This is a genomic window from Phytoactinopolyspora alkaliphila, assembly GCF_010550695.1.
In the GTDB taxonomy this organism is placed as follows: Bacteria; Actinomycetota; Actinomycetes; order Jiangellales; family Jiangellaceae; genus Phytoactinopolyspora; species Phytoactinopolyspora alkaliphila.
Window position 1 is genome coordinate 1 of the sequence record NZ_JAAGOB010000021.1, and the last position, 22001, is coordinate 22001.

Genomic DNA, 22001 nt, shown 5'->3' on the forward strand with positions numbered 1-22001 from the left:
CAGAAATCGTGCTCCCACCGCGAATCAACCGCCAAAACTCACGCCGCACCTGCACCGGAATCCGCGGACGCCCCATCCTGCAACACCTCCGAAACACAGGGTGTTGCGTTCACCACATGAACCCGAGATGCCTGCAGGCCTAGTGAAGCACGGACAAGCATAGTTAACATGATCATTTGGGGTCGGCGCAGGGGAGCCACGGCTGAGCGCACTCACTCGTAGAGGACGTACTCGGGCAGCGGTCGCAGGGCGAGTACCTGCTCCGGGGTCATCAGCTCGCCGTGCCGCGCGTCCTCGTCGAAGAACAGTTTGAAACCTGCGGCGACATGTTCCGGCTTGGTGGGCATGAGGCGTTCCCACGTCTGCTCCTTGTCGCGCTGCGCGCCGATCCCGTCGACGCTCTTCACGAGCGCCACCCCGGGATGCTCGCCGAGGTCCGACTCGTCGTCGACGACGGACTCGTGCACCTGGTGGAAGACGACCACCTTCTCCGGCAGGTCGTGCTCGGCGACCAGATCGGAGACGTAGGCCGCCACCGCGTCGAGCTCCTCCCCCGTGGTGCTGCCATACGTCTGGCCCGGCACCTCGTCGTCGTTCACCGCCCACTCGGGATCCAGGGCGAGCCCGACGTCCGGCTCGAGCAGCCAGCGCTCCAGGTCCTTCACGTCGTCGAGGAAGCCCGATCGCCCGGGCTGAATGTTGAGGAGGAGCAGCGCGTCGTGCTTACGGGCAGCAGCCAGGTACTGCTCGATGACCTCGTACGGCTCGACAGTGCGGTACAGGCCGCTGTCCGTGGGCGAGTCGTGTGCGATCACAGTGATCAGCTCATATACGGGCAAGGCCGTGCGCCCATCCGACTCGAAGGCCGGGATCAGCTCGTCGAGCTCCGTCGCCGCGGCGTCCAGGTCCGAGGCGTCGAGCCGGCCGAAAGCCGGTGAGCGGCCACCGGAGAAACCCACCAGCCGGTGATCCGGGAACACAGAGGTCCCTCCACCGGGCAGCGTGGGCTCCGGGTCGGATGGCTCCGGTTCCGGTTCAGCTTCCCCCATCCCGTCCGGCTGCGCGTCGTCCGGCGCGGGCGCACTCGCCGCCGGATCGTCCGGTGCGCCGACGGGCGTGTCGGCGTCCTCGGAGGCGCCACCTGCGGAACAGGCCACGGTGGACATGGCGATCACGGTGATAGAGGACAGAAGAGTACGAAGACGCATTCGGTCACGAATGCCCACAACGGCCGACGTTGAAACCGCTGACCGCGGGCCGCCAAACTCAGGCGGCCCGCGCGCCACGTCACACGGTATGGCGGAGGGCATGGGATTCGAACCCATGAGGACGGAGAGGGCCCCGCCCTAGAACTTTTCAAGAGTTCCCCGTTCGGCCACTCCGGCAGCCCTCCCGGCACAGTAAGTGTGCCACGAACCAGCGGTCAGGATCGACCGTGCCCGGTCTCCACGGGCCGGTCAGGGTCCGACGACCACTGTGACCACGAGCCCGGGTACAGCGCAGCCTCGATGCCGGCGATCGCGAGCGCGGCGACCTCGTGAGCGGCGGTGACACTCGAACCGCAGTAGACACCCACCGGCTGGCGACCGTCGGCGCCGAGCTCGGCGAATCGCGCCCGAAGCTCCTCCACCGGGCGAAACGATCCATCGGCGGCGAGGTTCTGCGTGGTGGGCGCCGAGCGTGCCCCAGGAATGTGACCGGCTCGGGGATCGACCGGCTCCACCTCACCGCGGTACCGCTCCGCAGCCCGCGCATCGAGGAGCACTGCGTTCCCGGCGTACTGCGCAGCACCGTCGGCGTCGATCACCGGCAGTCGCCCCTCGGAGAGCCGGACGTTTCCAGGCCCTGGACGCACCTCCCCGGCCCGCAGCGGTAAGCCGGCCCGTTTCCACGAGCCCAGGCCTCCGTCGAGCAGCCGGACATGGAAGAAGCCCGCCCAGCGCAACAGCCACCACACGCGTGCCGCCGACGTACCGCCGACGTCGTCGTACGCGACGACGCCAACTCCTTCGCGCACCCCCCACCCACGCGCGGCACGCTCCAGATCTGCGACCACGGGCAGCGGGTGACGGCCATGCGCGGGCGACGGTGGGCCGGCCAGCTCCCGTTCCAGGTCGGCGTAAACCGCTCCCGGAATGTGCTCGCGGAGGTAGTGACGGTACCCGTCCGGGTCGCCCAGCTTCCACCGCACGTCAAGCAGGACCGGAGCGTCTGGTGTGGCCAGCGACGACGCCAGCTCGTCCGCCTCGATCAAGACGTCCACGAACGCTTGCCCCCTGCCCTGAGCTCAACCCGCGATTCACACTCCACCACGTTGACACGCTACCGTCTCGGGTGTGATGACAACCGCAGGCAGCGGTCCGCGCACTCTGGCCGTCGACTGCGGCGGTACAGGTCTGAAAGCGACCGTTCTCGATGCCGCCGGTGCTCCGTTGCATGAACGGGTACGGCTGCGCACGCCCTACCCCTGCCCGCCGGACGTCCTCGTCGACGCAGTGGTCTCGCTGGCGCGGATGACAGGGGAAGACTTCGACCGGGTATCGGTCGGGTTCCCGGGCATGGTCCGGCTCGGTGTCGTGCACGCCACGCCGCATTACGTGACCGAGGCCGGCCCGTTCACGGAAGTCCGCCCGGACCTTCTGCAGCTGTGGTCCGGGTTCGACATCCAGCTTGCCCTCGAGTCGGCGCTCGGCCGGCCGACGCGGGTGCTGAACGACGCCGAGATCGCCGGGCTCGCCGTCATCGAGAGCAAGGGCTTCGAAGTGGTTCTCACCCTGGGGACCGGGCTCGGCTGTGCGTTGTTCGACGACGGCCGCCTCCTGCCCAAGGTGGAGCTGTCCCAAGCGCCGTTCCGCAAAGGACAGTCCTACGACGAGCAGCTCGGCCACCACGCGCGCAAGCGCCTCGGCGACAAGCGCTGGTCGGCCAGAGTGGCGAAGGCGGTCAACGGCTTGCGGCCGGTCCTCGGCTGGGATCACTTGTACATGGGCGGTGGGGGTGCCAAGCACGTCAAGGCCGACCTCGGGCCCGACGTCACCATCGTCGGCAACGAGAACGGCCTCCTGGGCGGCATCCGCCTCTGGAACGACCGGGCAGCGCGCGGCCGCCGCGTGGAAGAGATCTAACCACCGTAGAGCCACGGTAGGTGACGTGCGGGGATGGTTCTGCGGGCGGCTGTGGTGAGGGCATCAAGAACGCTCTCCGGGCGTCGCGCTCCATGACGGTGAAGCATGCCATGGAGGGCTCTTAAAGTGCCCGGACAGCGTTCTTAACGCCCCTCACCACGCTCCACTATTCGCGTGTCCAGGTCTCGTGGGTGGCGATGAAAGCGGTGGAGGACGGCTTTTCACCATGTTCGTCGACGGAGACCCGGCCCAGGACGCGTGCCTCGTCGATCTCCACGGTGGCCTCGGTGCAGAAGCTCAGCAGGTTCGACAGCGTCCACGTCGCCGATCCCAGCTCCCAGCCGGTGACGTGGCCGGGCCGTGTGGTGAAGGGCTGGCTGATGGTGACGCCCACGCGGGTGCCGTCCTCCCCGGTCACCTTCGCACGTACGTGGTCGGCGGAGATCCGCCATTCCCGCACCTCGCACTCGATGGGCTCGGCGATCTCCGGCAACTCCGAGAGCTCCGGAAAGTACCTGCTGAATGTACCGGTCAGCCAGGTACCCAGGCTGGGCTCCGGTGTCAGCAGCCGAACTCGCGTGTCTCCTTCGGCCCACGCCAGGACAGCGACGCCCGGACCGCGCACACTCCAGTCGGCTTCCCACAGGGAGACGAAGCCAGCTATCGCCTCACCGCGGCGCAGGGTCACGTTCGGATTCGCCCCGATGAATTCGACCGGCATCGGATCAGCTTAGAGGTCTGGCGGGCTGAGCGCCGGACAACCGCGCCCCGCACGGCTCACCTCACCGCAATGCGGTACGCGTGCCGCGACGACGACGCATCCCGTCGTGAGGAAAGCGTGACCGATCCGCAATACGCACCGGCCTCTGTTTACGTGTTGGACACGTTCGTCACATCGCGACACGCTCTCGTAACCGATTCGTACGTGTTCACGAAACGTCGTCCCTCCACGCTCGTGGTGTCCGGTTGCCGCAACGTCGCGGCTTGAAGATGGCAGGACACGGGCGCGGCCGCCGGAGCAGAAGGCGCGCCTGGTCCAGCTGCTCGCGTTGGAGGGACGGCAGATGGATACGGGCGATACCGCCTGGATACTTGTATCCACGGCACTGGTCATGCTGATGACCCCGGGACTCGCGTTGTTCTACGGCGGCATGGTGCGCGCCAAGAGCGTCATCAACATGATGATGATGTGTTTCGGTGCGCTCGGGGTCGTGAGTATCTTGTGGATCCTGTACGGATACTCGATCGCCTACGGCGAAAGCCAGGGGGGCCTTCTGGGCAACCCCGGCGACTACTTCGGCCTCTCGGGCAACATGTCCGAGATCATGGACAACATCCCGTTGATGGCCGACGTCGGCTTCCAGGGCATGTTCGCCGTCATCACGGTCGCCCTGATCGCCGGCTCGATCGCAGACCGCGCCAACTTCTGGACCTGGCTGGTTTTCGCCGCGGTCTGGATGACGGTCGTGTACTCGCCGGTCGCCCACTGGGTGTGGGGCGAGGGCGGCTGGATCGGTGAACTCGGCGCCATCGACTTCGCCGGCGGCACGGCGGTCCACATCAATGCCGGTGCGGCGGGATTGGCACTGGCGCTGGTGCTCGGCCGTCGCCGGGACTTCGGCAAGGGTTCCCACCGGCCGCACAACCTTCCGCTGGTGATGATCGGCGCGGGTCTGCTGTGGTTCGGTTGGTTCGGCTTCAACGGCGGCTCCGCATACGCGGCCGACGCCGTCGCCGGCGTCGCCATCGTCAACACCATCGGTGCCACCGCCGCGGCCCTTCTCGCCTGGATCATCGTCGAGAAGCTGCGTGACGGTCACGCGACCTCACTCGGTGCGGCGTCCGGCGTCGTCGCCGGCCTGGTCGCGATCACTCCGGCGGCAGGCGCGGTCAACCCGGTGGGCTCGATCCTCATCGGCGCGGTCGCGGGTGTGCTCTGCTCGCTCACCGTCAGCCTGAAGTTCCGGCTTCGCTACGACGACTCGCTCGACGTCGTCGGTGTGCACCTCGTGGGCGGCCTGGTCGGTACGGTGGCGATCGGCTTCCTGGCCACCGAGACCGCTCCGGATGGAGCGCAGGGGCTCTTCTTCGGCGGCGGTGTCGACCTGCTCTGGCGGCAGGTGGTCAGCGTGGTGGCCGTCATGGCCTTCTCGTTCGTCCTCACCTACATCATCGGGGCGATTCTGCAGAAGACCATCGGGTTCCGCATCGACGACGACCACGAGGTGGTCGGCATCGACAAGGTCCACCACGGTGAGTCCAGCTACGAGATCGGGCCGGAGGACATCCCCCATGACGTGATGGCTCGCGTCGCGCAGGGCCCCGCCAAGCCCGTGAGCACGGCCACCCCGGCTGCGGCCCCGGCCAGCACCAAACGGCGCATCAGCACCGGCGAGGGAGAGGCCAGCCCGGCCACCGGCTGAACACGCTTCACCACCACTGGGTAGGCACAAGCAGCCGCGCCCCGGGATGCCTTCGAGGCCCGGGGCGCGGCTTTCGTTGTGACTGGCTGGTCACCGTGACCCGCTCGTCGTCATGACCTGCTCGTCGCCGGCGCCTCTCGGCAGTCGCCAATCATTCCAGCAGCGACGACGACGGCCAGCGCGAAGCCGTCGTAACCCTTGCTCCCCACGGTCTGGACCACGGTGGCGTCGACGCGCTCCTCCTGGGCCAGGTCGTCGAGGAAACGCCGCATTCCCTGCACCTGCGGGCTGGTGGACGATTCGTCGGCGAGCGCGCCCGCTCGTACGACGTTGTCCACGATGATCACGCTCCCCACCTGACTCAATCTGAGCGCCCAGGCGAAGTACTCCGGGGTGTCCTCCTTGTTGGCGTCGATGAAGACGAGGTCGAAGGGGCCCGCGTTCTCATCCGCCAGCTCGGGCAAGGTCCGCAGCGCCGGGCCGACGCGGACATCGACCATCGCCGCGAAGCCCGCCCGGGCCAGATTCTGCCGCGCCACCTCGGCATTCCGCTCGTCGTACTCCAGGGTTACCAGCCTGCCCTCCGGCGGCAACGCACGCGCGAGCCAGATGGTGCTGTATCCGCCTAACGTGCCGAGCTCCAGAATGTTGCGCGCACCCTGCATTTGCGCGAACAGTTGCAGCATCTTGCCCTGGTTCGGTGCCACGTTGATGGCCGGGAGGCCCGCGTCGTCGCTCGCCCGCAACGTGCTTTCCAGCACGTCGTCGGAGAGCTGAAGCCGCTGTGCCACATAGCGATCCACGTCGTCCCACTGCGTCGCCTGGTTCATCCGCCGTCCTCGGTCTGGCCCGATACGTTTCGCCATGCACGTTACCGGCCCCGGCGAGGCGTTCCGCGGAGCACACCGGCGAGGCTGAGCTGCCGCCTTGAAGCGGCGTGCAGAATGGGACCATGCGTGTTGCCCTGGTGCAGATGGCCGCCGGCGTCGATCCGGACGAGAATGTGGCGACGATGCGGCGGCTCACCTCCGGGGTACGGGCCGATTTGATCGTCTTCCCCGAGGCCGCGATGCACGATTTCGGCAAGCCGGACATGCCCCTCGGGCCGGTTGCGCAGCCACTCGACGGACCGTTCGTCGACGCGGCGTCGAGGATCGCGGCGAGCGCCTCGGCCACGGTCATTGCCGGGATGTTCGAACGCTCCACAGATCCCGACCGGCCCTTCAACACCCTTGTGGCGGTCGCGCCCGACGGCTCGATCGCCGCCACGTACCGCAAGGCACACCTCTACGACTCGTTCGGTTACCGGGAATCCGACCGGCTGCTCGCCGGTGACGCGGTCCCGGCCACGGTGGACCTCGGCGGGCTCCGCTTCGGCCTGCTGACCTGTTACGACCTGCGCTTCCCTGAGCATTCGCGAGCCCTGGTCCAGGCCGGAGCGGACGCCCTAGTGATGCCCGCGGCCTGGGTCCGTGGCCCGTTGAAGGAAGACCACTGGGTCACGCTGGCACGGGCACGGGCCATCGAGAACACCGTCTACGTAGCGGCGGCCGCCCAATGCGGGCGGGCATACTGCGGGCGCAGCATGCTGGTCGACCCCCTGGGCGTCGCTGTGGCCGCCAGCGGCGACGAGGAGGGCGTGATTCACGGCCGGATCGAGCCGGCGGGCATCGCCGCGGCCCGGGAACGGAATCCGGCGCTTCAGCACCAGCGCGTCTGGCCCGGGTTCGGCCACCATGGTTGAGCCGGTCCACGGGCCGGTCCACGGGGCCGTGGTCCTGGCCGGCGGAGCCGGGCGTCGTCTGGGCGGCGTGGACAAGGCAGCGCTCGTGATCGGCGGACGGGCTCTCCTGGACACGGTGCTCGACGCATGCGGGGACGCGGAGCTCGTCGTCGTCGGGCCTCCACGTCCCACAGCAAGACCGGTGCGCTGGACGCTCGAGGATCCGCCCGGTGGCGGACCGCTGGCCGGCCTCGCTGCTGGCGTAGCTGTGTTATCCGACGCCGTGTCCACGGTAGCCGTGCTGGCTGTGGACCTGCCGTCGGTGACCCCCCAGACCGTCACTCGTCTGCGGCATGCGCTGGTGTCCGGAGTAGACGACGCCGTCCTCCTCACCGACGCCGGCGGCCACCCGCAGCCGCTGCTTGCCGTCTACCGCGCGCCGGTCCTCCGGGAAGCCCTGCGGGCCGTGGGCGAGCCCCGCGACCAGCCGATGAAGGCACTGCTGGCCCGGTTGCGGATGTCGACGCTCCCCGGCGCGCAGGCGGCCAAGGACATCGACACCGCCGAAGACCTGCGACAGATCAGCTCCAACTAACCTCGAGGAAGGACCACTGGATGACCATGGACGCATTCGTCGCCGCCCTGTGCGAGCGGCTGAACGTGCCGATCGACGACGTCGATGTCAACGCCATCCTCGACCTGGCCAAGGATGCCGCACACAACGTCGAACGCCCGGCAGCGCCAGTCACCACGTTCATCGCGGGCTACGCGGCCGCACTCCAGGGTGGTGGGTCGGCCGCCGTCGACGCCGCGGCCGACGCCGCGGCCGAGCTCGCGGCACAGTGGCCGGACATGGCCGGCGTACCGGACCCGGCGGCCACCACCCCCACTCTCGACAGCGCGGCCGTGGACACCGGGGAGGCGGCCGGCCCGTCTCCGACCTCCGGGGCGGCTGGCACACCGGACACCTCGGAGAGCTGATGCACGCCGTCGTGATCACTGAGCCGGGTGGCCCAGACGTGCTGCGGTGGAGCGTGGTTCCGGACCCGGAGTGCGGTCCTGACGAGGTGGTCCTCGATGTCGCCGCCGCAGCCGTCAACCGCGCGGATCTGCTCCAGCGGCAAGGGCACTACCCGCCGCCACCCGGCACTCCGGCGTGGCCCGGCTTGGAATGCAGCGGCACCGTGCGCGCGGTCGGGGCAGCGGTCTCCGGCTGGTCGGTAGGCGATCGAGTGTGCGCGCTGCTGTCCGGCGGCGGCTACGCCGAACAGGTAGCGGTGCCCGCGGGACAGGTGCTGCCGGTTCCGGCCGGCGTCGACCTGGAGACCGCAGCCGGCCTGCCCGAGGTGATGTGCACGGTCTGGTCCAACGTGGTCATGGCCGGACGGCTGTCCCGCGGCGACGTGCTTTTGGTGCACGGCGGCGGCAGCGGCATCGGCACCGCCGCGATCCAGATCGGGGTGGCACTGGACGCCACCGTCGCCGTGACCGCCGGATCGCAGGCCAAGCTCGACCGGTGCCGGGATCTGGGAGCGTCGATCCTGGTGAACTATCGCGAAGAGGACTTCGCCGAGGTGGTGCGCACGGCCACGGACGGCCACGGCGCCGACGTCGTCCTGGACATCATCGGCGCGAAGTACCTCTCGGCGAATCTGGATGTGCTGGCCACCGCGGGCCGCCTGATCGTGATCGGGCTCCAAGGCGGCCGCAAGGCCGAGCTGGATCTGCGCACCTTGATGGGCAAGCGCGCTTCGCTCATCGGCACGACGCTGCGTGCCCGGCCGGTTGAGGAGAAGGCTGAGATCGTCGCCGATGTCTGTGAGCATCTGTGGCCGCTGATCTCGTCCGGTGCGGTCAAGCCGATCATCGACCGGGTGATCCCGATGCGTGACGCCGCGGAAGCGCATCGCGTCGTCGAGCACGGCGACCACGTCGGCAAGGTCCTCTTGACGCGCTGACTCGCGCGCATGCCAGGGGTTGTGGTCGTAGATCCGGGCGATTTGTCCGATTTCAACGACCACAAACCCTGGCATGCGCCGAACAGGGGGCGAGAAAGGGCGCGGAGACACGCGATGAGGCAGCCGAAAGCGGCACGTGGGCACGCCAGGCTCACGTCAGCCGCCGCCCCACCGTGAGCATCTCACGTACATCTACGTCAAGATGGGGGGATGACGGAGTCGAATGAGAACGCCGAACAGGGCGATGTCCAGGGCGAGGAGAGCCCTCGGGTGGTTGTTGTCGGGCCGGGCGGCATGGCCGTCGAAGCCGGGCAAGACGAGGATCAGAACGAGCCGAGCTCGCTGACCGACCTCGTCGAACAACCGGCGAAGGTGATGCGGATCGGTAGCATGATCAAGCAGCTGCTGGATGAGGTCAAAGCCGCGCCCCTCGACGAGGCGAGCCGACGCCGGCTCGGTGACATCCATCGGAAGTCGCTGGACGAGCTCGAGGACGGCCTGGCGCCGGAACTCGTGGCCGAACTCGAACGGCTGGCCCTGCCCTTCGGCGACGACACCCCCTCGGAGTCCGAGCTCAGGGTCGCCCAGGCTCAGCTGGTCGGCTGGCTGGAGGGACTCTTCCACGGCATCCAGACCACCCTGTTCGCCCAGCAGATGGCCGCTCGCGCACAGCTTGAGCAGATGCGCCGGGCGCTTCCGCCAGGTGCGCAGCTCGGCCAGGCTCCGGGAGCCGGTCCGCCTGGTGAAGGAGAACAGCGCAGCGGCATGTACCTGTGACGCCAAAGCCGCGCCCTCCCCAGGGAGGACGCGGCTTTGCCGTGCTGCGTCGCCGAATGCTCAGCCGGTGTTGACCGCGGCGGCGTGCTCCTCAACGAGGGCGCCGAGCCGTGGGAGCGCCTCTTCGACATGCTTCTTCGCTTGCGGGCGCAGCTTCGCGTAGACCTTCTTCACGCTGTCCCGCCTCGATCCGGCAGCGCGGTCGTCGGTCACACCGAGCAACGCGTCCGCGACATCGGAGGAGTTGGCCGTCAGGTGCTCGGTGAACGAGCCCGTGCCCGAGGCCTTATAACTCGCGTAGTACGGCTCCATGCGGCCGACGAAGTTGTCGAGCATACTGTCCACGGCGTCGGAGACGAAGCTCGAGTTGATCTTCTTGATCAGAGCGTAACCGCTCTTCACCGCGAGGCCCGAGACGCCGCTCTTGTCGGACACCTCAGAGTCGACGAGCTTCGTGACGTCCTCAACCACCTTCGGCCGACGATTCGGAGCGAGCAGGATCTCCTGCAGGGTTTGTGCCATTGGGTATGCGTCCTTCGCACTTGAAAGTATGTTGTGACCACGTCGCCCCCGTGCGAGAGCAACTGTAGAACACTGCCGCGGCCACGTGCCCGGTCGGGTGCACCCACACATACGGGACTTACGGGCGGAAATACAAATCGAGCAGCGTGGCTACACCGTCCTCGTCGACGTCATCGCACACGGTATCGGCCGCCGCTTTGACGTCGTCGGGCGACTGTCCCATCGCCACTCCGAGGCCGGCCCACGCCAGCATCTCCACGTCGTTGTGCCCGTCGCCAACGGCGAGCGTCTCGTTCGCTGTGAAGCCGAGCAGCCCAGCGACGGTCATTAGGCCGGATGCCTTGGACACGCCTACCGGCATGATGTCCAACCAGGCCGTGAACCCGATCGCATAGTCCACGCTGGGCAGCCCGGACGTGCGGGCCAGTTCACGCAGTCTCTCTCGGTCACCGTTCGGCCAGCGAACGACGAGCCTGGTGACCGGGCCCTCCAGTAGTTCGTCGTGGCTGACGACGGTCATCCTGCCGTCGAGCTCTCCGACAGGGAACTCACCGGTTACCCGGTACCCGGCCCCCAATTCTTCCACCGCGAGCACGGCATCGGGGATCTCCTCGGCGAAGTAGCGCACAGGATCACTGGCGTCGAACGTGGTGATCTCGACAGGCCGACGGCTCGCCGCATCCACGACCACGGCCCCGTTCGAGCACACCGCGTAGCCGTCCGAGATCCCGAGCCAATCGAGAATCTTCGAGGTGGAATGCAGCGAACGCCCCGTCGCGACCACCACATGGGCGCCGGAGGCACGCACCCGGCCCACAGCGTCGACCACGGCCGGCCTCGGCGAGGTGTAGGCGTCCTCGTAAGTGACCAGGGTGCCGTCCACATCAAGCGCGACGGCGCGGGGCCGCCACCCGCTCCCTGGCGTCATCGCACCCTCTGCCACCACCAGACTCCCCTGTGTCAGACCGGTTCGAGGACGTCGCGACCGCCCACATACGGCCGCAGCGCCTGTGGGACCGCAACGGAACCATCCGGCCGCTGGTGGTTCTCCAGGATGGCCACCAGCCAGCGGGTGGTGCCGAGGGTGCCGTTGAGCGTGGCGACCTGCCGGGTGCCCGTCTCGGTGCGCTCACGCACGTTGAGTCGGCGCGCCTGGAACGTGGTGCAGTTGGACGTCGACGTCAGCTCCAGCCAGCGCGACTGGGACGGCAGCCAAGCCTCGCAGTCGAACTTGCGGGCAGCGCTAGAGCCGAGGTCACCTGCCGCCACGTCGATCACCCGGTACGGGAGCTCGACAGCGGCCAGCATCCGCTCCTCCCAGCCGAGCAACCGCTCGTGCTCATCCGCCGCATCCTCCTCACGGCAGTAGGAGAACATCTCCACCTTGTGGAACTGGTGCACCCGGATGATGCCGCGGGTGTCCTTGCCATGGGAGCCGGCCTCGCGGCGATAACAGGCCGACCAGCCCGCGTAGCGGAGTGGGCCACGGGAGAGGTCCAGGATCTCGTCGGCGTGATAGCCGGCCAGCGGCACCTCGCTGGTGCCCACGAGGTACAGGTCGTCCCGCTCCAGGCGATAGATCTCGTCGGCGTGGGCGCCGAGGAAGCCGGTGCCGGCCATCACCTCGGGCCGGACCAGCGTCGGCGTGATCATCGGGGTGAAGCCCGCCTCGACGGCAGTGTTCATCGCCAGGTTCAGCAGGCCCAGCTCCAGCTGCGCGCCGACGCCGGTCAGGAAGTAGAACCGCGAGCCGGAGACCTTCGCGCCGCGCTCGGTGTCGATAGCGCCCAGACCTTCCCCGAGCTCCAGATGGTCGCGGACCTTCTCCAGCGCCGGGATCTCGCCAACCTCCCGCAGCACGGTGTAGTCCTCTTCACCACCGACTGGGACACCGTCCAGCACGATGTTGGAGGGCACCGCGGCAAGCTGATCGAGGCGTTGTTGCGCGTCGTCGGCGGCGGCTTCTGCCGCCTTCACCGCGGCGGCGAGCTCTTTCGCCCTGGCCAGCAGCGCCTGTTTCTCCTCACCCGCGGCAGGAGGGATCTCCTTGCCGAGACTCTTCTGCTCCGCCCGCAGCCGCTCGAACTCGCTCAGGGACGCCCGGCGCGACCGGTCGGCGGCGAGCAGCTCGTCGACGACCTCCTCGCTCTCACCACGAGCCCGCTGCGAAGCGCGGAGGCGTTCGGGGTCTTCTCGGATCACACGGAGATCAAGCACGATACAGAGCGTATCCGGCCCGCCGGCGCTCCCGACAACCGATTACCGCTCGCCTCCGTCAGGCGTGGCGGAGCGAGTCCAGCCAGGCGGCGGCGTCCCGGAAGTCGTCGTTGCTCATGCCGCGGCCCACGGGTGGGCGGATACCGTCCGCGCGGGGATACGAGCCGAGGAAGCGGACGTCCCCGCAGACCCGGCGCAGGCCCATCAGGGCCTCGCCCACTCGCTCGTCGGTCAGGTGCCCCTCAGCGTCCATGACGAAGCAATACCTGCCCATGCCGTTGCCGGTGGGCCGGGACTCGATCCGGGTGAGGTTGACCCCCCGGGTGGAGAACTGCTCCAGGATCTCCAGCAAAGCGCCAGGGTGATCGTCTCGGATGTAGGCCACCAGGCTGGTCTTGTCCGAACCGGTTCCGCGCGGCGGCCTGCCCGGCTGCGTGACGAGGACAAACCTGGTAACGGCGTCCTTGTCGTCGCCGATGTCACCGGCCAACGGAGTAAGGCCGTAGTGATCAGCCGCGATGGGGGCGGCGATCGCGGCGTCGTAGACCTCACCGGCGGGGCCGGTCACGCCGCGTGCCACAGCCTCCGCGGCAGCAGCGGTGGATGATCCCAGAGATACCGTCGCCTCGGGCAGGGTCTTGTTCATCCAGGTGCGGCACTGTGCCTCGGCGACCGGATGGGTGATCACCCGCCGGATGCTCGCAAGCTCGACACCAGGTCGGGCCATCAGGGTGAACGTGACGGGGAGCAGCAGCTCAGCGGTGATCGTCACCGGCTCGCCACGGATCAGCTCGTCGAGAGTGGCGTTGACCGATCCTTCGACGGAGTTCTCCAGCGGCACGACGGATCCCGCCACTTCACCGGCCCGGACCGCGTCGATGGCGGCGTGAACCGTGGCGAAGGGTTCCAGCTCAGCGCCGAGCAGCAGGGGGAGGCGACGCGCGGCGGCCTCCGTGAAGGTCGCCTCGGGTCCGAGATAGCCGTAACGGCCGCTGGTGACAGGCACGGGGGAAACTCTAGTCCGATCCGGCGCGAGTGATGGCTACAACCACTAAGGCTGCGGGTCCCGGGCATCGTATCGCCAGAACCTGGGCTGGCGCCGGACCAGCAGCACGACGACGATCGCGCAGGACAGTCCACCGATGACTGCGGCCCAGCCTTCTCCGAACCACGCTGCCTCCGCGCCGACGGTCAGCTCACCCAGCCGCGGGCCGCCAGCGACGACGACGATGAACACACCCTGCAAGCGCCCGCGCATCTCATCCGGGGTGGCCGTCTGCAGGATCGTCTGCCGGAACACCGCGCTGACCGCGTCCGACGCACCGGCGAGCGCCAGCATCACCATGGCCGCGACGAGGGCGGGCAGCACCAGGGAACCAGGCTCGGCGCGACCGACGACGACGAGCACCACACCGAATCCCGCGATCGACAGACCCCAGGCGACAATCGCCCACACGATCATCCGGCCCTGCCATCGCGCCCGGGAGAACCCGCCGGAGAGGACGCCGGCCAGGACCGCACCGACGGCGAACGCGGCGGCCAGCGCGCCGGTGGTCGCCTCGCCTCCGCCGAGGTAGAGCACGCCGACGGCCGGGTACAGCACACGTGGGAACGCGAGGATCATGGCCACCAGGTCCAGCACGAAGGTCATCCGCACGTTCGGCCGGGTGGCGAGGTAACGCAGGCCTTCCAGCACCGAGGAAATGCCGACGACGCGGGAACGGCGGGTGCTCGGTGTCCCGGCTGCCGCGTCACCGCCGGTCTCGTCCGCCGCGACCGGCGGTATCGACGGCAGTCGTTTCAGAGCCCAGAGGGCCACCGTGAACAGCAGGGCGTCGATCGAGTAGGCGATCGCGTAACCGAAGACCGCCACCAGCGCCGCACCGGCGAGCGGACCGACTGTCAGGGCGATGTTCCAGGCGATGGTCTGCAACGCGTTCGCGGCCGGCACCAGGCGAGGTTCGATGAGCCGGGGGATGATCGCCGCCCTGGCCGGATTCTTCACGGCGGTCGCGGCGGACTGGATGGCCACCAGCGTGTACAGGACGGCGACGCTGTGCACGCCGAACCAGGCCTGAACGGCAAGGACGATGGTCACCACCCACAACACCCCCGCCGACGACAGTGCCACCAGGCGCCGGTCGTAGGCGTCGACCAACGCGCCCCCGTACAGGCCCAGGGCGATCAGCGGCACCAGAGCACAGAGGCCGAGAAGCCCGACACTGAACGTCGAGCCAGTGATGGCGTACACCTCGAGGCCCACCGCCACGACGGTGAGCTGCGAGCCGAGATTGGAGATCCCGAGGCCCCACCAGAGCCGGCGGAATGCGGGACTGTCCCGAAGCGGCGTGGTGTCGGCGAGGAGCCGACGACCACGCCGCCACGGTCTGGCTGCGTCGTTGGGCACCTCAGCGCAGAATGGCCGGCGTTTCCCAGTCCTTACCGAGAACGTGATGGGCCAGGAAAGCGTTCACGGTCTGGTACCAGACCTTCGCGTGCTGCGGCGCCAGTATCCAGTGATTCTCGTCCGGGAAGTAAAGGAACTTGTGCGGCATCTCACCGCTGTCGGACTCGGCCCGGGAGGCAATCTCGTACCAGAGGCGCAGCGCCTCGCCGATGGGCACCCTATAGTCCTTGTCACCGTGGATGACCAGCATCGGCGTCTCGATCGAGTCGACGCTGAGATGCGGCGAATGCGCGGCCGCCATCTCCGGGGTCATCTCCCGGGACCAGTACCAGGCGGCGTCGGTGGTGGGGCCGAACTGGTCGAGCGCCCAGAGGCTGGCGTGCGTGACGATGGCGTCGAACCGGTCGGTGTGACCAGCGACCCAGTTGGCCATGTAGCCGCCGAACGATCCGCCCATCGCACCGGTGCGGTTGTCGTCGATGTCCGGACGGGCGACGGCGACGTCGGTGATGGCCATCAGGTCGGTGAACGGCGCGTCACCCCACGCGCCCCAACCGCGGCGGATGAACTCGCGCCCGTATCCGGTGGAGAGCGCGGGGTCCGGCAGCAGGACCGCATACCCCTGGGCCACCATGATCCACGGGTTCCACCGCCACGACCACGTGTTCCACGACGCGAGCGGCCCGCCGTGAATCCACAACAGGAACGGTGCCGGGGTGGTGGCCGACGCGTCGTCCGGCAGCAGCAGCCAGCCGCGCACCCGGGTGCCATCGGAGCCGGTGGTCTCGATCTCTTCCATCCGTCCCGGTAGCTCGGGTGCGGGCACCGGTCCCGCGAGCGGCTCCGAGTGCTGGTCCGCGGCGTCCGCGGCCAGCCGCACCGGTGTCATCGGCTCCAGATAAGACGCCCGCAACGCATACACATACTGCCCATCAGGCGACACGACGACGTCGGAATAGGCGTAGTCGTCACTCGTCAGCCGGGTGATGGCGCCGTCGGCCACTTCGACGCGGAACACCGGCGCCCGGCCGTTCTCGTCGGCGACGACGATCAGAGCCGAGCCGTCGGGCGTCCACCGCGGTGTGCTGGCCGGCCAGCGATCCCAGTCGGTGGCCAGCTCACGCAGTGTCCCGTCGGCCACGCTCACCAGGGCCAGCACCCGGTCACCCGGGTCGTGCGGAGTGGTGAGCCGCTCTCGGATGACGGCCACCGTAGCGCCGTCGGGGCTGAGCTGTGGGCCGCCGTACTCGTAGTCCGCGTGGTCGGCGAGCATCCGCCGCTCGCCGGACGCCACGTCGATAGCGAGCAGGGCCTGCCGGTAGCCTCCGCGCTCGGGGACGTTCCACGTGGTCACGATGGTGCTGCCGTCCGGGCTGATGTCGTAGCCGGCCCGCTCCAGGGCCCGGCCGGCGTCCGGAGCGAGGTCCCGGAGCTCGATGTGGGGATCTGCAAGTGGCTCCGCGCCGGGCTCGAGACTGCCGGCGAACAGCCGCGGCGAATCCGGGCCGAGATCGGAGTCCCAGAAGCGCACGGGGTAACTCTCGTGCAGGATGGCGGAGACCTTCTTCTCCTTGCGCTCTTTGCGCTTGGCCTCCTCGGACTCGACATCGGTGGAGGACGGGAAGGTCGACGACGACACCACGACGGTGCCGCTGTCCCGGCCCACGAGAACCCCGCCGATCCCGCCGGGCCGCTTGGCCACGACCCTGGCCTCACCGCCGTCAGCCGGAAGCTCCCACAGCATGGGCACCTCGTCGCTCTCGCTCGCGGCGGGATCGGGCCGCGCGGACCCGAACAGCAACGACCCGTCCGGGAGGAAGGCCGCGCCGCTCTCACCCTTCGCGCTTCGGGTGAGCCTGCGCGCCGGGCGCTCACCGGTGGTGTCGACTTCCCACAATGCGGTGACGTACTTGGTCTTCTCCGAGTTCAGCGTCGCTACCGCCGTGACCAGGCGGCGCCCGTCGGGCGAGAGCACCAGGCCGCTGGCGCGCGGCAGCTCAATGTACGCGTCCAGATCGTGGAACGGCGTCGGGGGCTGCGGGATCTCCGCATCGATGTCGGTCATTTCACTTACCTATCACACGTTGCGTCCTGCGATCCGTGGCCCGGGAGGCACAGCCCGCAGGACACGACACGGTGGTCACGACGGAGGCGGTGCGGTGCTGGAACGCGTCACCAATCGCGTCGGCATGGTCACGACCGACCCGTCCGCCTCGGAGTCGCCGCCCTGGAGCCGGGCCAGAAGTGACAGCGCCGCTATCCGGCCTTGTTCTCGCACCGGCTGCGCCACCGTGGTCAGCCCCAGAACCCAGGACAGGTCATGATCGTCGACGCCGACGACCGAGAGGTCCTCAGGCACCCGGAGGCCATCTTGCCTGGCGGCATAGACAATCCCCATGGCGACTTCGTCGGAGACGGCGAAGACCGCCGTAGGGAGCGTGCCCCGCCGTTTGAGTTCGGCAAATGCTTCCGCGCCGGCCTCGGCGAAGAACGCGGCCCGGGCCACCAGGGCCGGGTCGGGCTCGATGCCCGCCTGCCGTAACACGTCCTCGTAGCCACGCTGACGGTCCGGCGCCACCGGGAAGCCGAGATGGTGGGCGGGATCGCCTCCGACGAAGGCGATCCGCCGGTGGCCGAGCTCGACCAGGTGCCTGGTGGCTGTCCGGCCCGCTTCGACGTCGTCGATACGGACCGTCGGAATACCCGTCATGACCGGACCGAGGGCGATCACCGGCCTCTGCATGGTCGCCAGCGCGGTGACCTCGTCAGGTGTCAGCGGAAGACTCAGCACCATGAGCGCGTCCACTCGCTTGCGCAACAGCTGTGTATCCACCACCCGGCGTCGTTCGGTCTCGACGTCGGCCAGCCCATATCTGAGGATGTCGTAGCCGGCGGCGGAGAGCACCTCCTGAGCGCCCTCCGCGACCGCCGTGAAATACCAGCCCCGCGCCACCGGCGAGACCACGCCCACCGCACCGGTGCGGCCGGTGGGCAACCCGGCGGCGCTGGGCGAGGCCACGTAGCCCATTTCGGCCGCGACAGCCTGCACCGCCGCCCTGGTGGTCGCGGAGACGCCCGGCAGCCCGCGCAGCGCCCGCGACACCGTGGCCACCGAGACGCCCGCCCTCGCGGCGACATCGACGATCCCCGTCATGGCATCGAGTCCGTCACACGACCCGTCTCATCCCTTCACACTGCCCGCGAGCAGCCCCCGGACGAAGTACCGCTGCAAGCTGAGGAACACGATCAGCGGGACGATCATCGCGATGAACGCACCTGCCGACAGCAGCTGCCAGTCGGTACCGCGCGTGCCCGAGAGCTCGGCCAGGCGCACGGTGATCGGCACCACGTTCGGCGATCCGCCCGCGAAGGTCAGCGCCACCAGAAGGTCGTTCCACACCCAGAGGAACTGGAAGATGCTGAACGCGGCGATGGCCGGCACGAGCAGCGGCATCAGCACCCGGAAGAAGATCTTCACGTGTCCGGCACCGTCCACCCGCGCCGCCTCCACCAGCGAGGACGGCACCTCCTTCATGAAGTTGTGCAGCAGGAAGATCGCCAGCGGCAGCGCGAAGATCGAGTGCGAGATCCACACGGTCCAGAACGAGTTGTTCAGATCCCAGCGCACGTACTGTTGCAGCAGCGGGATCAGCGTCACCTGCAGCGGAACGATCTGCAGGGCGAAGACGGCGACGAACAGCAGGCCGCGGCCGCGGAACTCGATCCAGGCGAACGCGTACGCCGCCAGCAAGGCGATGGAGACGGGGATGATCACCGCGGGCAGCGTGATCACGATCGAGTTGACGAAGAACGTGGAGAAGGACGTGCCGCTGCCGAACAGCACCTCCTCGTAGTTCTCCAGCGTCACCTGGGGGTCGCGGAAGAACGTCCACCACCCGGTGGTCTTGATCTGCCGCTCCGGCCGGAACGACGAGATGAGGAGCCCGAAAGTGGGAATCGTCCACAGGATCGCGAGGATGATCGCGACACCGGACGCCCACGGCGAGGAGAGCTTGGACTTGGCCTCGACCGCCCGGCGCTCGGCCTTGGTCAGCTTGCGCGGCTTCGTCGCCAGTCGAGTGTCACCAGTGGGTACCGGCGGGGTCGGCGTGGTCGTCATCGGATGTCCTCCGCGAGCCGGAGCTGGCGAACCTGGTACACGACCACCGGGATCACCAGCACGAACAGGATCACTGCCAGGGATGCGCCCAGGCCGAAGTTGAACTGCCGGAAGCTCTGCGTGTAGAACTCGTTGGCCACCACGCTGGTCTCGAACTGGCCACCGGTCATGGTGCGGACGATGTCGAACACCTTCAGCGTGGTCATGGTCACGGTCACCAGAACCACGACTAATGCCGGCCGGATGCTGGGCACGGTGATGTAGCGGAACATCCTCGGCCCGGTGAGACCGTCCAGCCGCGCGGCCTCCACGATGTCGTCGGGAATCGCCTTAATGGCCGCCGACAGGATGGTCATCGCGAACCCGGTCTGGATCCAGATCATCACGATGAGCAGCCAGAACGTGTTCCAGGGGTTGCTGATGAGGAATTGGTTCGGATCCAGCCCAGCCCAGACCAGGAGCTGGTTGGCCAAGCCGATCTGTTCCACGCCCTGCTGGTCCGGCCGGAACTCGTAGACGAACTTCCAGATGATCGACGCGCCGACCAGGGAGATGGCCATCGGCAGGAAGATCAGCCCTTTGGCCAGGGCCTCGAACCGGGTCCGGTCCACCAGAACGGCGTAGAGCAGACCGATGAACGTCGACACGATCGGCACGACGATCACCCAGATCATGGTGTTGCGCAGGACGATCTGGAACTCGCTCTGGGTGAAGATGGTGACGTAGTTGTCCCAGCCGATGAAGTTCGCACCGTTGCGGTCGAAGAAGGACTCCCGGATGGTCCGCAGCATCGGGTAAAGCAGGCCGAAGGCCAGCATCAGGCCGGCCGGGCCGAGGAAGCCGAGCACCAAGGCCCAGTTTGGCACCTTGCTTGCCCGATCTACGGACAGCAGGATCAGCGCCATCACGGCCACGAAGATCGCGACGGCGAAGGCCATCAGGCCGAACTTGCCGATCGTGCTGCTCGACGCCTTGAACCAGTCCGGCCACGGCACCTCGAAGGTGGAGAACGGAGCAACGCCGAACGCCGAGAGCAGGAAGACGACGCCGCCCGCCGCCGCCACCGCACCCAACACGATGAGCACCAGCGTCCAACGTCCGGATCCGCCGGTCTGCGCGACCGCGGACCTTGACGAGCCTGGCGGGCTCGCCGTCATCACGTGCCGCCCGCCGTCAGGCTGGACGTCGTCGTTGCTGTTGTGGTCGGACAAGGCGAGCCCTCCTCTGGCATTCATCCGGAGGGGGATACGGGGCCGGCCTGGTGGCCGGCCCCGGTCCCCGATGCGACTCGGTCAGGACGACCGAGCGGCCTGGCTCACGGCCAGGACGACTCGATCGCGTCCAGGACCGCCTGGTTGTCCTTGTCGTTGGCGATCCAGTTGGTCATCTCGGTCCAGAACGTTCCCGCGCCGACCTCACCCGGCATCAGGTCAGAGGCGTCGAAGCGGAACACAGCCTCGGGGTCCTGGAACAGCTCGGCGGAGAGCTGGTCGATCGGCGACTCGAGGAGGCTGATGTCCAGTCCGGTGTTGGCGCTGAGCCAGCCCGGCCCTGAGACCTTGGCCTTCTCGTTGGCCCACTCCGGTGAGGACAGGAACTCCTGGACCGCCTGCACCTCGGGCCGGTCGTCAAACGCTGCGACGAACTCGGCGCCACCCAGCAGCGGGCGGCCGAACTCCTCGGTGATGGTCGGGAAGTAGAAGGCGAACACGTCGCCGTCCTCGGCAACCGTCGTGCCTTCCGGCCAGTTGGCCTGGTAGAACGACGCCTGCCGGTGCATGAAGCAGTTGCCGTCGATGATCGGCAGGCCGCCGTCCTGGAACGTGGTGGAGGCGATGCTCTGCACGCCACCCAGGCCGCCGTTGACGTAGTCCTCGTTCTTCAGGATCGAGCCCACTCGCTCGAGCACGTCCGCGACCTCAGGAGAGTTGAAGGGGATCTCGTGGGTGTACCACTGGTCGTAGACGTCCGGGCCGTGCTCGCGGAGCATGACGTCTTCCATCCAGTCCGTAGCCGGCCAGCCCGTGGCGTCGCCGGAGCCGATGCCCGCGCACCAGGGCTTGCCACCGTCGGCGACGATCTGGTCGGACAAGGCGATCATGTCGTCCCAGGTCTCCGGCACCTCGTAGCCGGCCTCGGAGAATGCCGACGGCGAGTACCAGACGAACGACTTGACGTTTGCCCCGAGCGGCGCCGCGTACAGCGTGCCGTCTACGGAGCCGTATCCGCGCCAGTCCTCGCCGAAGAACTCGTCGACATTGGCCTCGACGCCTGCCGGTGCCGGTACCACCGCGTCGGTGTCCCGGACGACGGTCTGCAAAAGACCGGGCTGCGGCATGTAGGCGATATCGGGAGCGCTGCCGCTCTGGACCCGGACGATCAGCTGCGCCTCGAACTCCTTCGAGAACTCACCGACGACGTCGATGCCGGTGCACTCCTCGAACGGCACCCACGAGTCGATGTGCGGCTGGTCCTCCGGCGTCACGATGGACGAGTAGACGGTCACCGTGGTTCCGTCGAGGTCGCCGTACGTTTCCGTGTATTTCTCGTAGTCGGCGCAGTCACCGTTGCCCTCGTCGTCGCCACCGGTGGCCGCACCACCGTCGTCGCCGTCGTCGCCACAGGCAGTCAGGACAAGAGACAGGCCGGCGAGACAGCCGACGACCGCCGCGCCCGTACGTTTTCTGTTCAGGGTCATGAGGTTCCTCCCCTCTCAGTCCGGCCGGGCG

Annotated in this window: 21 protein-coding genes and 1 tRNA gene; 7 read left to right on the plus strand and 15 right to left on the minus strand. The window is 68.2% G+C overall.

Annotation, left to right across the window (positions count from 1 at the left end; genetic code table 11):
- Window positions 1-212: 212 nt before the first annotated feature.
- The 3 genes from G1H11_RS24300 to G1H11_RS24310 all read right to left on the minus strand — a co-directional run bounded on the left by G1H11_RS24300 (window position 213) and on the right by G1H11_RS24310 (window position 2263).
- Window positions 213-1166 (minus strand): hypothetical protein, encoded by a 954-nt coding sequence (locus G1H11_RS24300; RefSeq protein WP_163821220.1) that lies wholly within the window; start codon window positions 1164-1166, stop codon window positions 213-215.
- A gap of 131 nt (window positions 1167-1297) precedes the next feature.
- Window positions 1298-1393 (minus strand) — tRNA-Ser (locus G1H11_RS24305).
- A gap of 30 nt (window positions 1394-1423) precedes the next feature.
- Complete coding sequence (locus tag G1H11_RS24310; RefSeq protein WP_343074918.1) at window positions 1424-2263, minus strand: sulfurtransferase; 840 nt, start codon at window positions 2261-2263, stop codon at window positions 1424-1426.
- A gap of 76 nt (window positions 2264-2339) precedes the next feature.
- Between G1H11_RS24310 and G1H11_RS24315 the strand changes: the two genes are divergently transcribed.
- Entirely contained in the window at window positions 2340-3125 is a 786-nt protein-coding gene (locus G1H11_RS24315) for an ROK family protein (RefSeq protein ID WP_163821280.1), read from the plus strand.
- Between the two features lie 166 nt (window positions 3126-3291).
- Here the strand turns inward: G1H11_RS24315 and G1H11_RS24320 are convergent, their stop codons facing one another.
- Window positions 3292-3846 (minus strand): hypothetical protein, encoded by a 555-nt coding sequence (locus tag G1H11_RS24320; protein WP_163821221.1) that lies wholly within the window; start codon window positions 3844-3846, stop codon window positions 3292-3294.
- A 343-nt stretch (window positions 3847-4189) separates the two neighbouring features.
- Between G1H11_RS24320 and G1H11_RS24325 the strand changes: the two genes are divergently transcribed.
- Window positions 4190-5548: an ammonium transporter gene (locus G1H11_RS24325; RefSeq protein ID WP_163821223.1), complete on the plus strand. Its 1359-nt coding sequence runs from the start codon at window positions 4190-4192 to the stop codon at window positions 5546-5548.
- Window positions 5549-5658: 110 nt separating this feature from the next.
- On the opposite strand, the gene G1H11_RS24330 is transcribed toward G1H11_RS24325, so the two are convergent.
- Window positions 5659-6378, minus strand: coding sequence for an O-methyltransferase (locus G1H11_RS24330; protein ID WP_163821225.1), 720 nt, complete (start codon window positions 6376-6378; stop codon window positions 5659-5661).
- Between the two features lie 122 nt (window positions 6379-6500).
- Here G1H11_RS24330 and G1H11_RS24335 point away from each other — a divergent pair, with 122 nt between their 5' ends.
- The 5 genes from G1H11_RS24335 to G1H11_RS24350 all read left to right on the plus strand — a co-directional run bounded on the left by G1H11_RS24335 (window position 6501) and on the right by G1H11_RS24350 (window position 10006).
- Window positions 6501-7292 carry a carbon-nitrogen hydrolase family protein gene (locus G1H11_RS24335; RefSeq protein WP_163821226.1) on the plus strand — a complete coding sequence of 264 codons (792 nt, stop codon included), beginning with the start codon at window positions 6501-6503 and terminating at the stop codon, window positions 7290-7292.
- Window positions 7285-7866, plus strand: coding sequence for a molybdenum cofactor guanylyltransferase (mobA, locus tag G1H11_RS25370; protein ID WP_216844106.1), 582 nt, complete (start codon window positions 7285-7287; stop codon window positions 7864-7866). The genes G1H11_RS24335 and mobA overlap by 8 nt, the downstream gene beginning before the upstream one ends.
- A gap of 20 nt (window positions 7867-7886) precedes the next feature.
- Window positions 7887-8252: a DUF6457 domain-containing protein gene (locus G1H11_RS25375; protein WP_216844107.1), complete on the plus strand. Its 366-nt coding sequence runs from the start codon at window positions 7887-7889 to the stop codon at window positions 8250-8252.
- Window positions 8252-9229 carry an NAD(P)H-quinone oxidoreductase gene (locus G1H11_RS24345; protein ID WP_163821228.1) on the plus strand — a complete coding sequence of 326 codons (978 nt, stop codon included), beginning with the start codon at window positions 8252-8254 and terminating at the stop codon, window positions 9227-9229. Before G1H11_RS25375 ends, G1H11_RS24345 begins: the two co-directional genes overlap by 1 nt.
- A gap of 210 nt (window positions 9230-9439) precedes the next feature.
- Window positions 9440-10006: a bacterial proteasome activator family protein gene (locus G1H11_RS24350; RefSeq protein ID WP_163821230.1), complete on the plus strand. Its 567-nt coding sequence runs from the start codon at window positions 9440-9442 to the stop codon at window positions 10004-10006.
- A 60-nt stretch (window positions 10007-10066) separates the two neighbouring features.
- Here G1H11_RS24350 and G1H11_RS24355 read toward each other — a convergent pair whose 3' ends face one another.
- From G1H11_RS24355 to G1H11_RS24400, 10 genes are all read right to left on the minus strand, one after another.
- Window positions 10067-10528 (minus strand): DUF6918 family protein, encoded by a 462-nt coding sequence (locus G1H11_RS24355; protein WP_163821232.1) that lies wholly within the window; start codon window positions 10526-10528, stop codon window positions 10067-10069.
- Window positions 10529-10646: 118 nt separating this feature from the next.
- Window positions 10647-11471, minus strand: a complete 825-nt coding sequence (locus G1H11_RS24360; protein ID WP_216844108.1) for an HAD family hydrolase — start codon at window positions 11469-11471, stop codon at window positions 10647-10649.
- A gap of 17 nt (window positions 11472-11488) precedes the next feature.
- Window positions 11489-12745, minus strand: coding sequence for a serine--tRNA ligase (serS, locus tag G1H11_RS24365; protein ID WP_163821234.1), 1257 nt, complete (start codon window positions 12743-12745; stop codon window positions 11489-11491).
- A gap of 58 nt (window positions 12746-12803) precedes the next feature.
- On the minus strand, window positions 12804-13751 hold the full coding sequence (gene pheA / locus G1H11_RS24370; protein WP_163821236.1) for a prephenate dehydratase: 948 nt from the start codon (window positions 13749-13751) through the stop codon (window positions 12804-12806).
- 45 nt (window positions 13752-13796) lie between these two features.
- Window positions 13797-15152: an MFS transporter gene (locus tag G1H11_RS24375; protein ID WP_163821237.1), complete on the minus strand. Its 1356-nt coding sequence runs from the start codon at window positions 15150-15152 to the stop codon at window positions 13797-13799.
- A 1-nt stretch (window position 15153) separates the two neighbouring features.
- The gene (locus G1H11_RS24380; protein WP_163821239.1) at window positions 15154-17217 is read right to left on the minus strand and encodes a S9 family peptidase; all 2064 of its coding nucleotides are present in this window, start codon (window positions 17215-17217) and stop codon (window positions 15154-15156) included.
- Window positions 17218-17292: 75 nt separating this feature from the next.
- Complete coding sequence (locus G1H11_RS24385) at window positions 17293-18306, minus strand: LacI family DNA-binding transcriptional regulator (protein ID WP_163821241.1); 1014 nt, start codon at window positions 18304-18306, stop codon at window positions 17293-17295.
- A gap of 27 nt (window positions 18307-18333) precedes the next feature.
- The gene (locus tag G1H11_RS24390) at window positions 18334-19272 is read right to left on the minus strand and encodes a carbohydrate ABC transporter permease (protein ID WP_163821243.1); all 939 of its coding nucleotides are present in this window, start codon (window positions 19270-19272) and stop codon (window positions 18334-18336) included.
- Window positions 19269-20210, minus strand: coding sequence for an ABC transporter permease subunit (locus G1H11_RS24395; protein WP_163821284.1), 942 nt, complete (start codon window positions 20208-20210; stop codon window positions 19269-19271). Before G1H11_RS24395 ends, G1H11_RS24390 begins: the two co-directional genes overlap by 4 nt.
- A gap of 377 nt (window positions 20211-20587) precedes the next feature.
- Window positions 20588-21970, minus strand: coding sequence for an ABC transporter substrate-binding protein (locus G1H11_RS24400; RefSeq protein ID WP_163821245.1), 1383 nt, complete (start codon window positions 21968-21970; stop codon window positions 20588-20590).
- Between the last annotated feature and the right edge of the window lie 31 nt (window positions 21971-22001).

Excerpts from the sequence above, each read along its gene's own strand:
- G1H11_RS24300 (WP_163821220.1), bottom strand. The coding sequence starts at position 1,166 with ATGTCCACCGTGGCCTGTTCCGCAGGTGGCGCCTCCGAGGACGCCGAC.
- G1H11_RS24315 (WP_163821280.1), top strand. The coding sequence starts at position 2,340 with ATGACAACCGCAGGCAGCGGTCCGCGCACTCTGGCCGTCGACTGCGGC.
- G1H11_RS24320 (WP_163821221.1), bottom strand. The coding sequence starts at position 3,846 with ATGCCGGTCGAATTCATCGGGGCGAATCCGAACGTGACCCTGCGCCGC.
- G1H11_RS24325 (WP_163821223.1), top strand. The coding sequence starts at position 4,190 with ATGGATACGGGCGATACCGCCTGGATACTTGTATCCACGGCACTGGTC.
- G1H11_RS24330 (WP_163821225.1), bottom strand. The coding sequence starts at position 6,378 with ATGAACCAGGCGACGCAGTGGGACGACGTGGATCGCTATGTGGCACAG.
- G1H11_RS24335 (WP_163821226.1), top strand. The coding sequence starts at position 6,501 with ATGCGTGTTGCCCTGGTGCAGATGGCCGCCGGCGTCGATCCGGACGAG.
- mobA (WP_216844106.1), top strand. The coding sequence starts at position 7,285 with ATGGTTGAGCCGGTCCACGGGCCGGTCCACGGGGCCGTGGTCCTGGCC.
- G1H11_RS25375 (WP_216844107.1), top strand. The coding sequence starts at position 7,887 with ATGACCATGGACGCATTCGTCGCCGCCCTGTGCGAGCGGCTGAACGTG.
- G1H11_RS24345 (WP_163821228.1), top strand. The coding sequence starts at position 8,252 with ATGCACGCCGTCGTGATCACTGAGCCGGGTGGCCCAGACGTGCTGCGG.
- G1H11_RS24350 (WP_163821230.1), top strand. The coding sequence starts at position 9,440 with ATGACGGAGTCGAATGAGAACGCCGAACAGGGCGATGTCCAGGGCGAG.
- G1H11_RS24355 (WP_163821232.1), bottom strand. The coding sequence starts at position 10,528 with ATGGCACAAACCCTGCAGGAGATCCTGCTCGCTCCGAATCGTCGGCCG.
- G1H11_RS24380 (WP_163821239.1), bottom strand. The coding sequence starts at position 17,217 with ATGACCGACATCGATGCGGAGATCCCGCAGCCCCCGACGCCGTTCCAC.
- G1H11_RS24385 (WP_163821241.1), bottom strand. The coding sequence starts at position 18,306 with ATGACGGGGATCGTCGATGTCGCCGCGAGGGCGGGCGTCTCGGTGGCC.
- G1H11_RS24390 (WP_163821243.1), bottom strand. The coding sequence starts at position 19,272 with ATGACGACCACGCCGACCCCGCCGGTACCCACTGGTGACACTCGACTG.
- G1H11_RS24395 (WP_163821284.1), bottom strand. The coding sequence starts at position 20,210 with ATGGCCTTCGCCGTCGCGATCTTCGTGGCCGTGATGGCGCTGATCCTG.
- G1H11_RS24400 (WP_163821245.1), bottom strand. The coding sequence starts at position 21,970 with ATGACCCTGAACAGAAAACGTACGGGCGCGGCGGTCGTCGGCTGTCTC.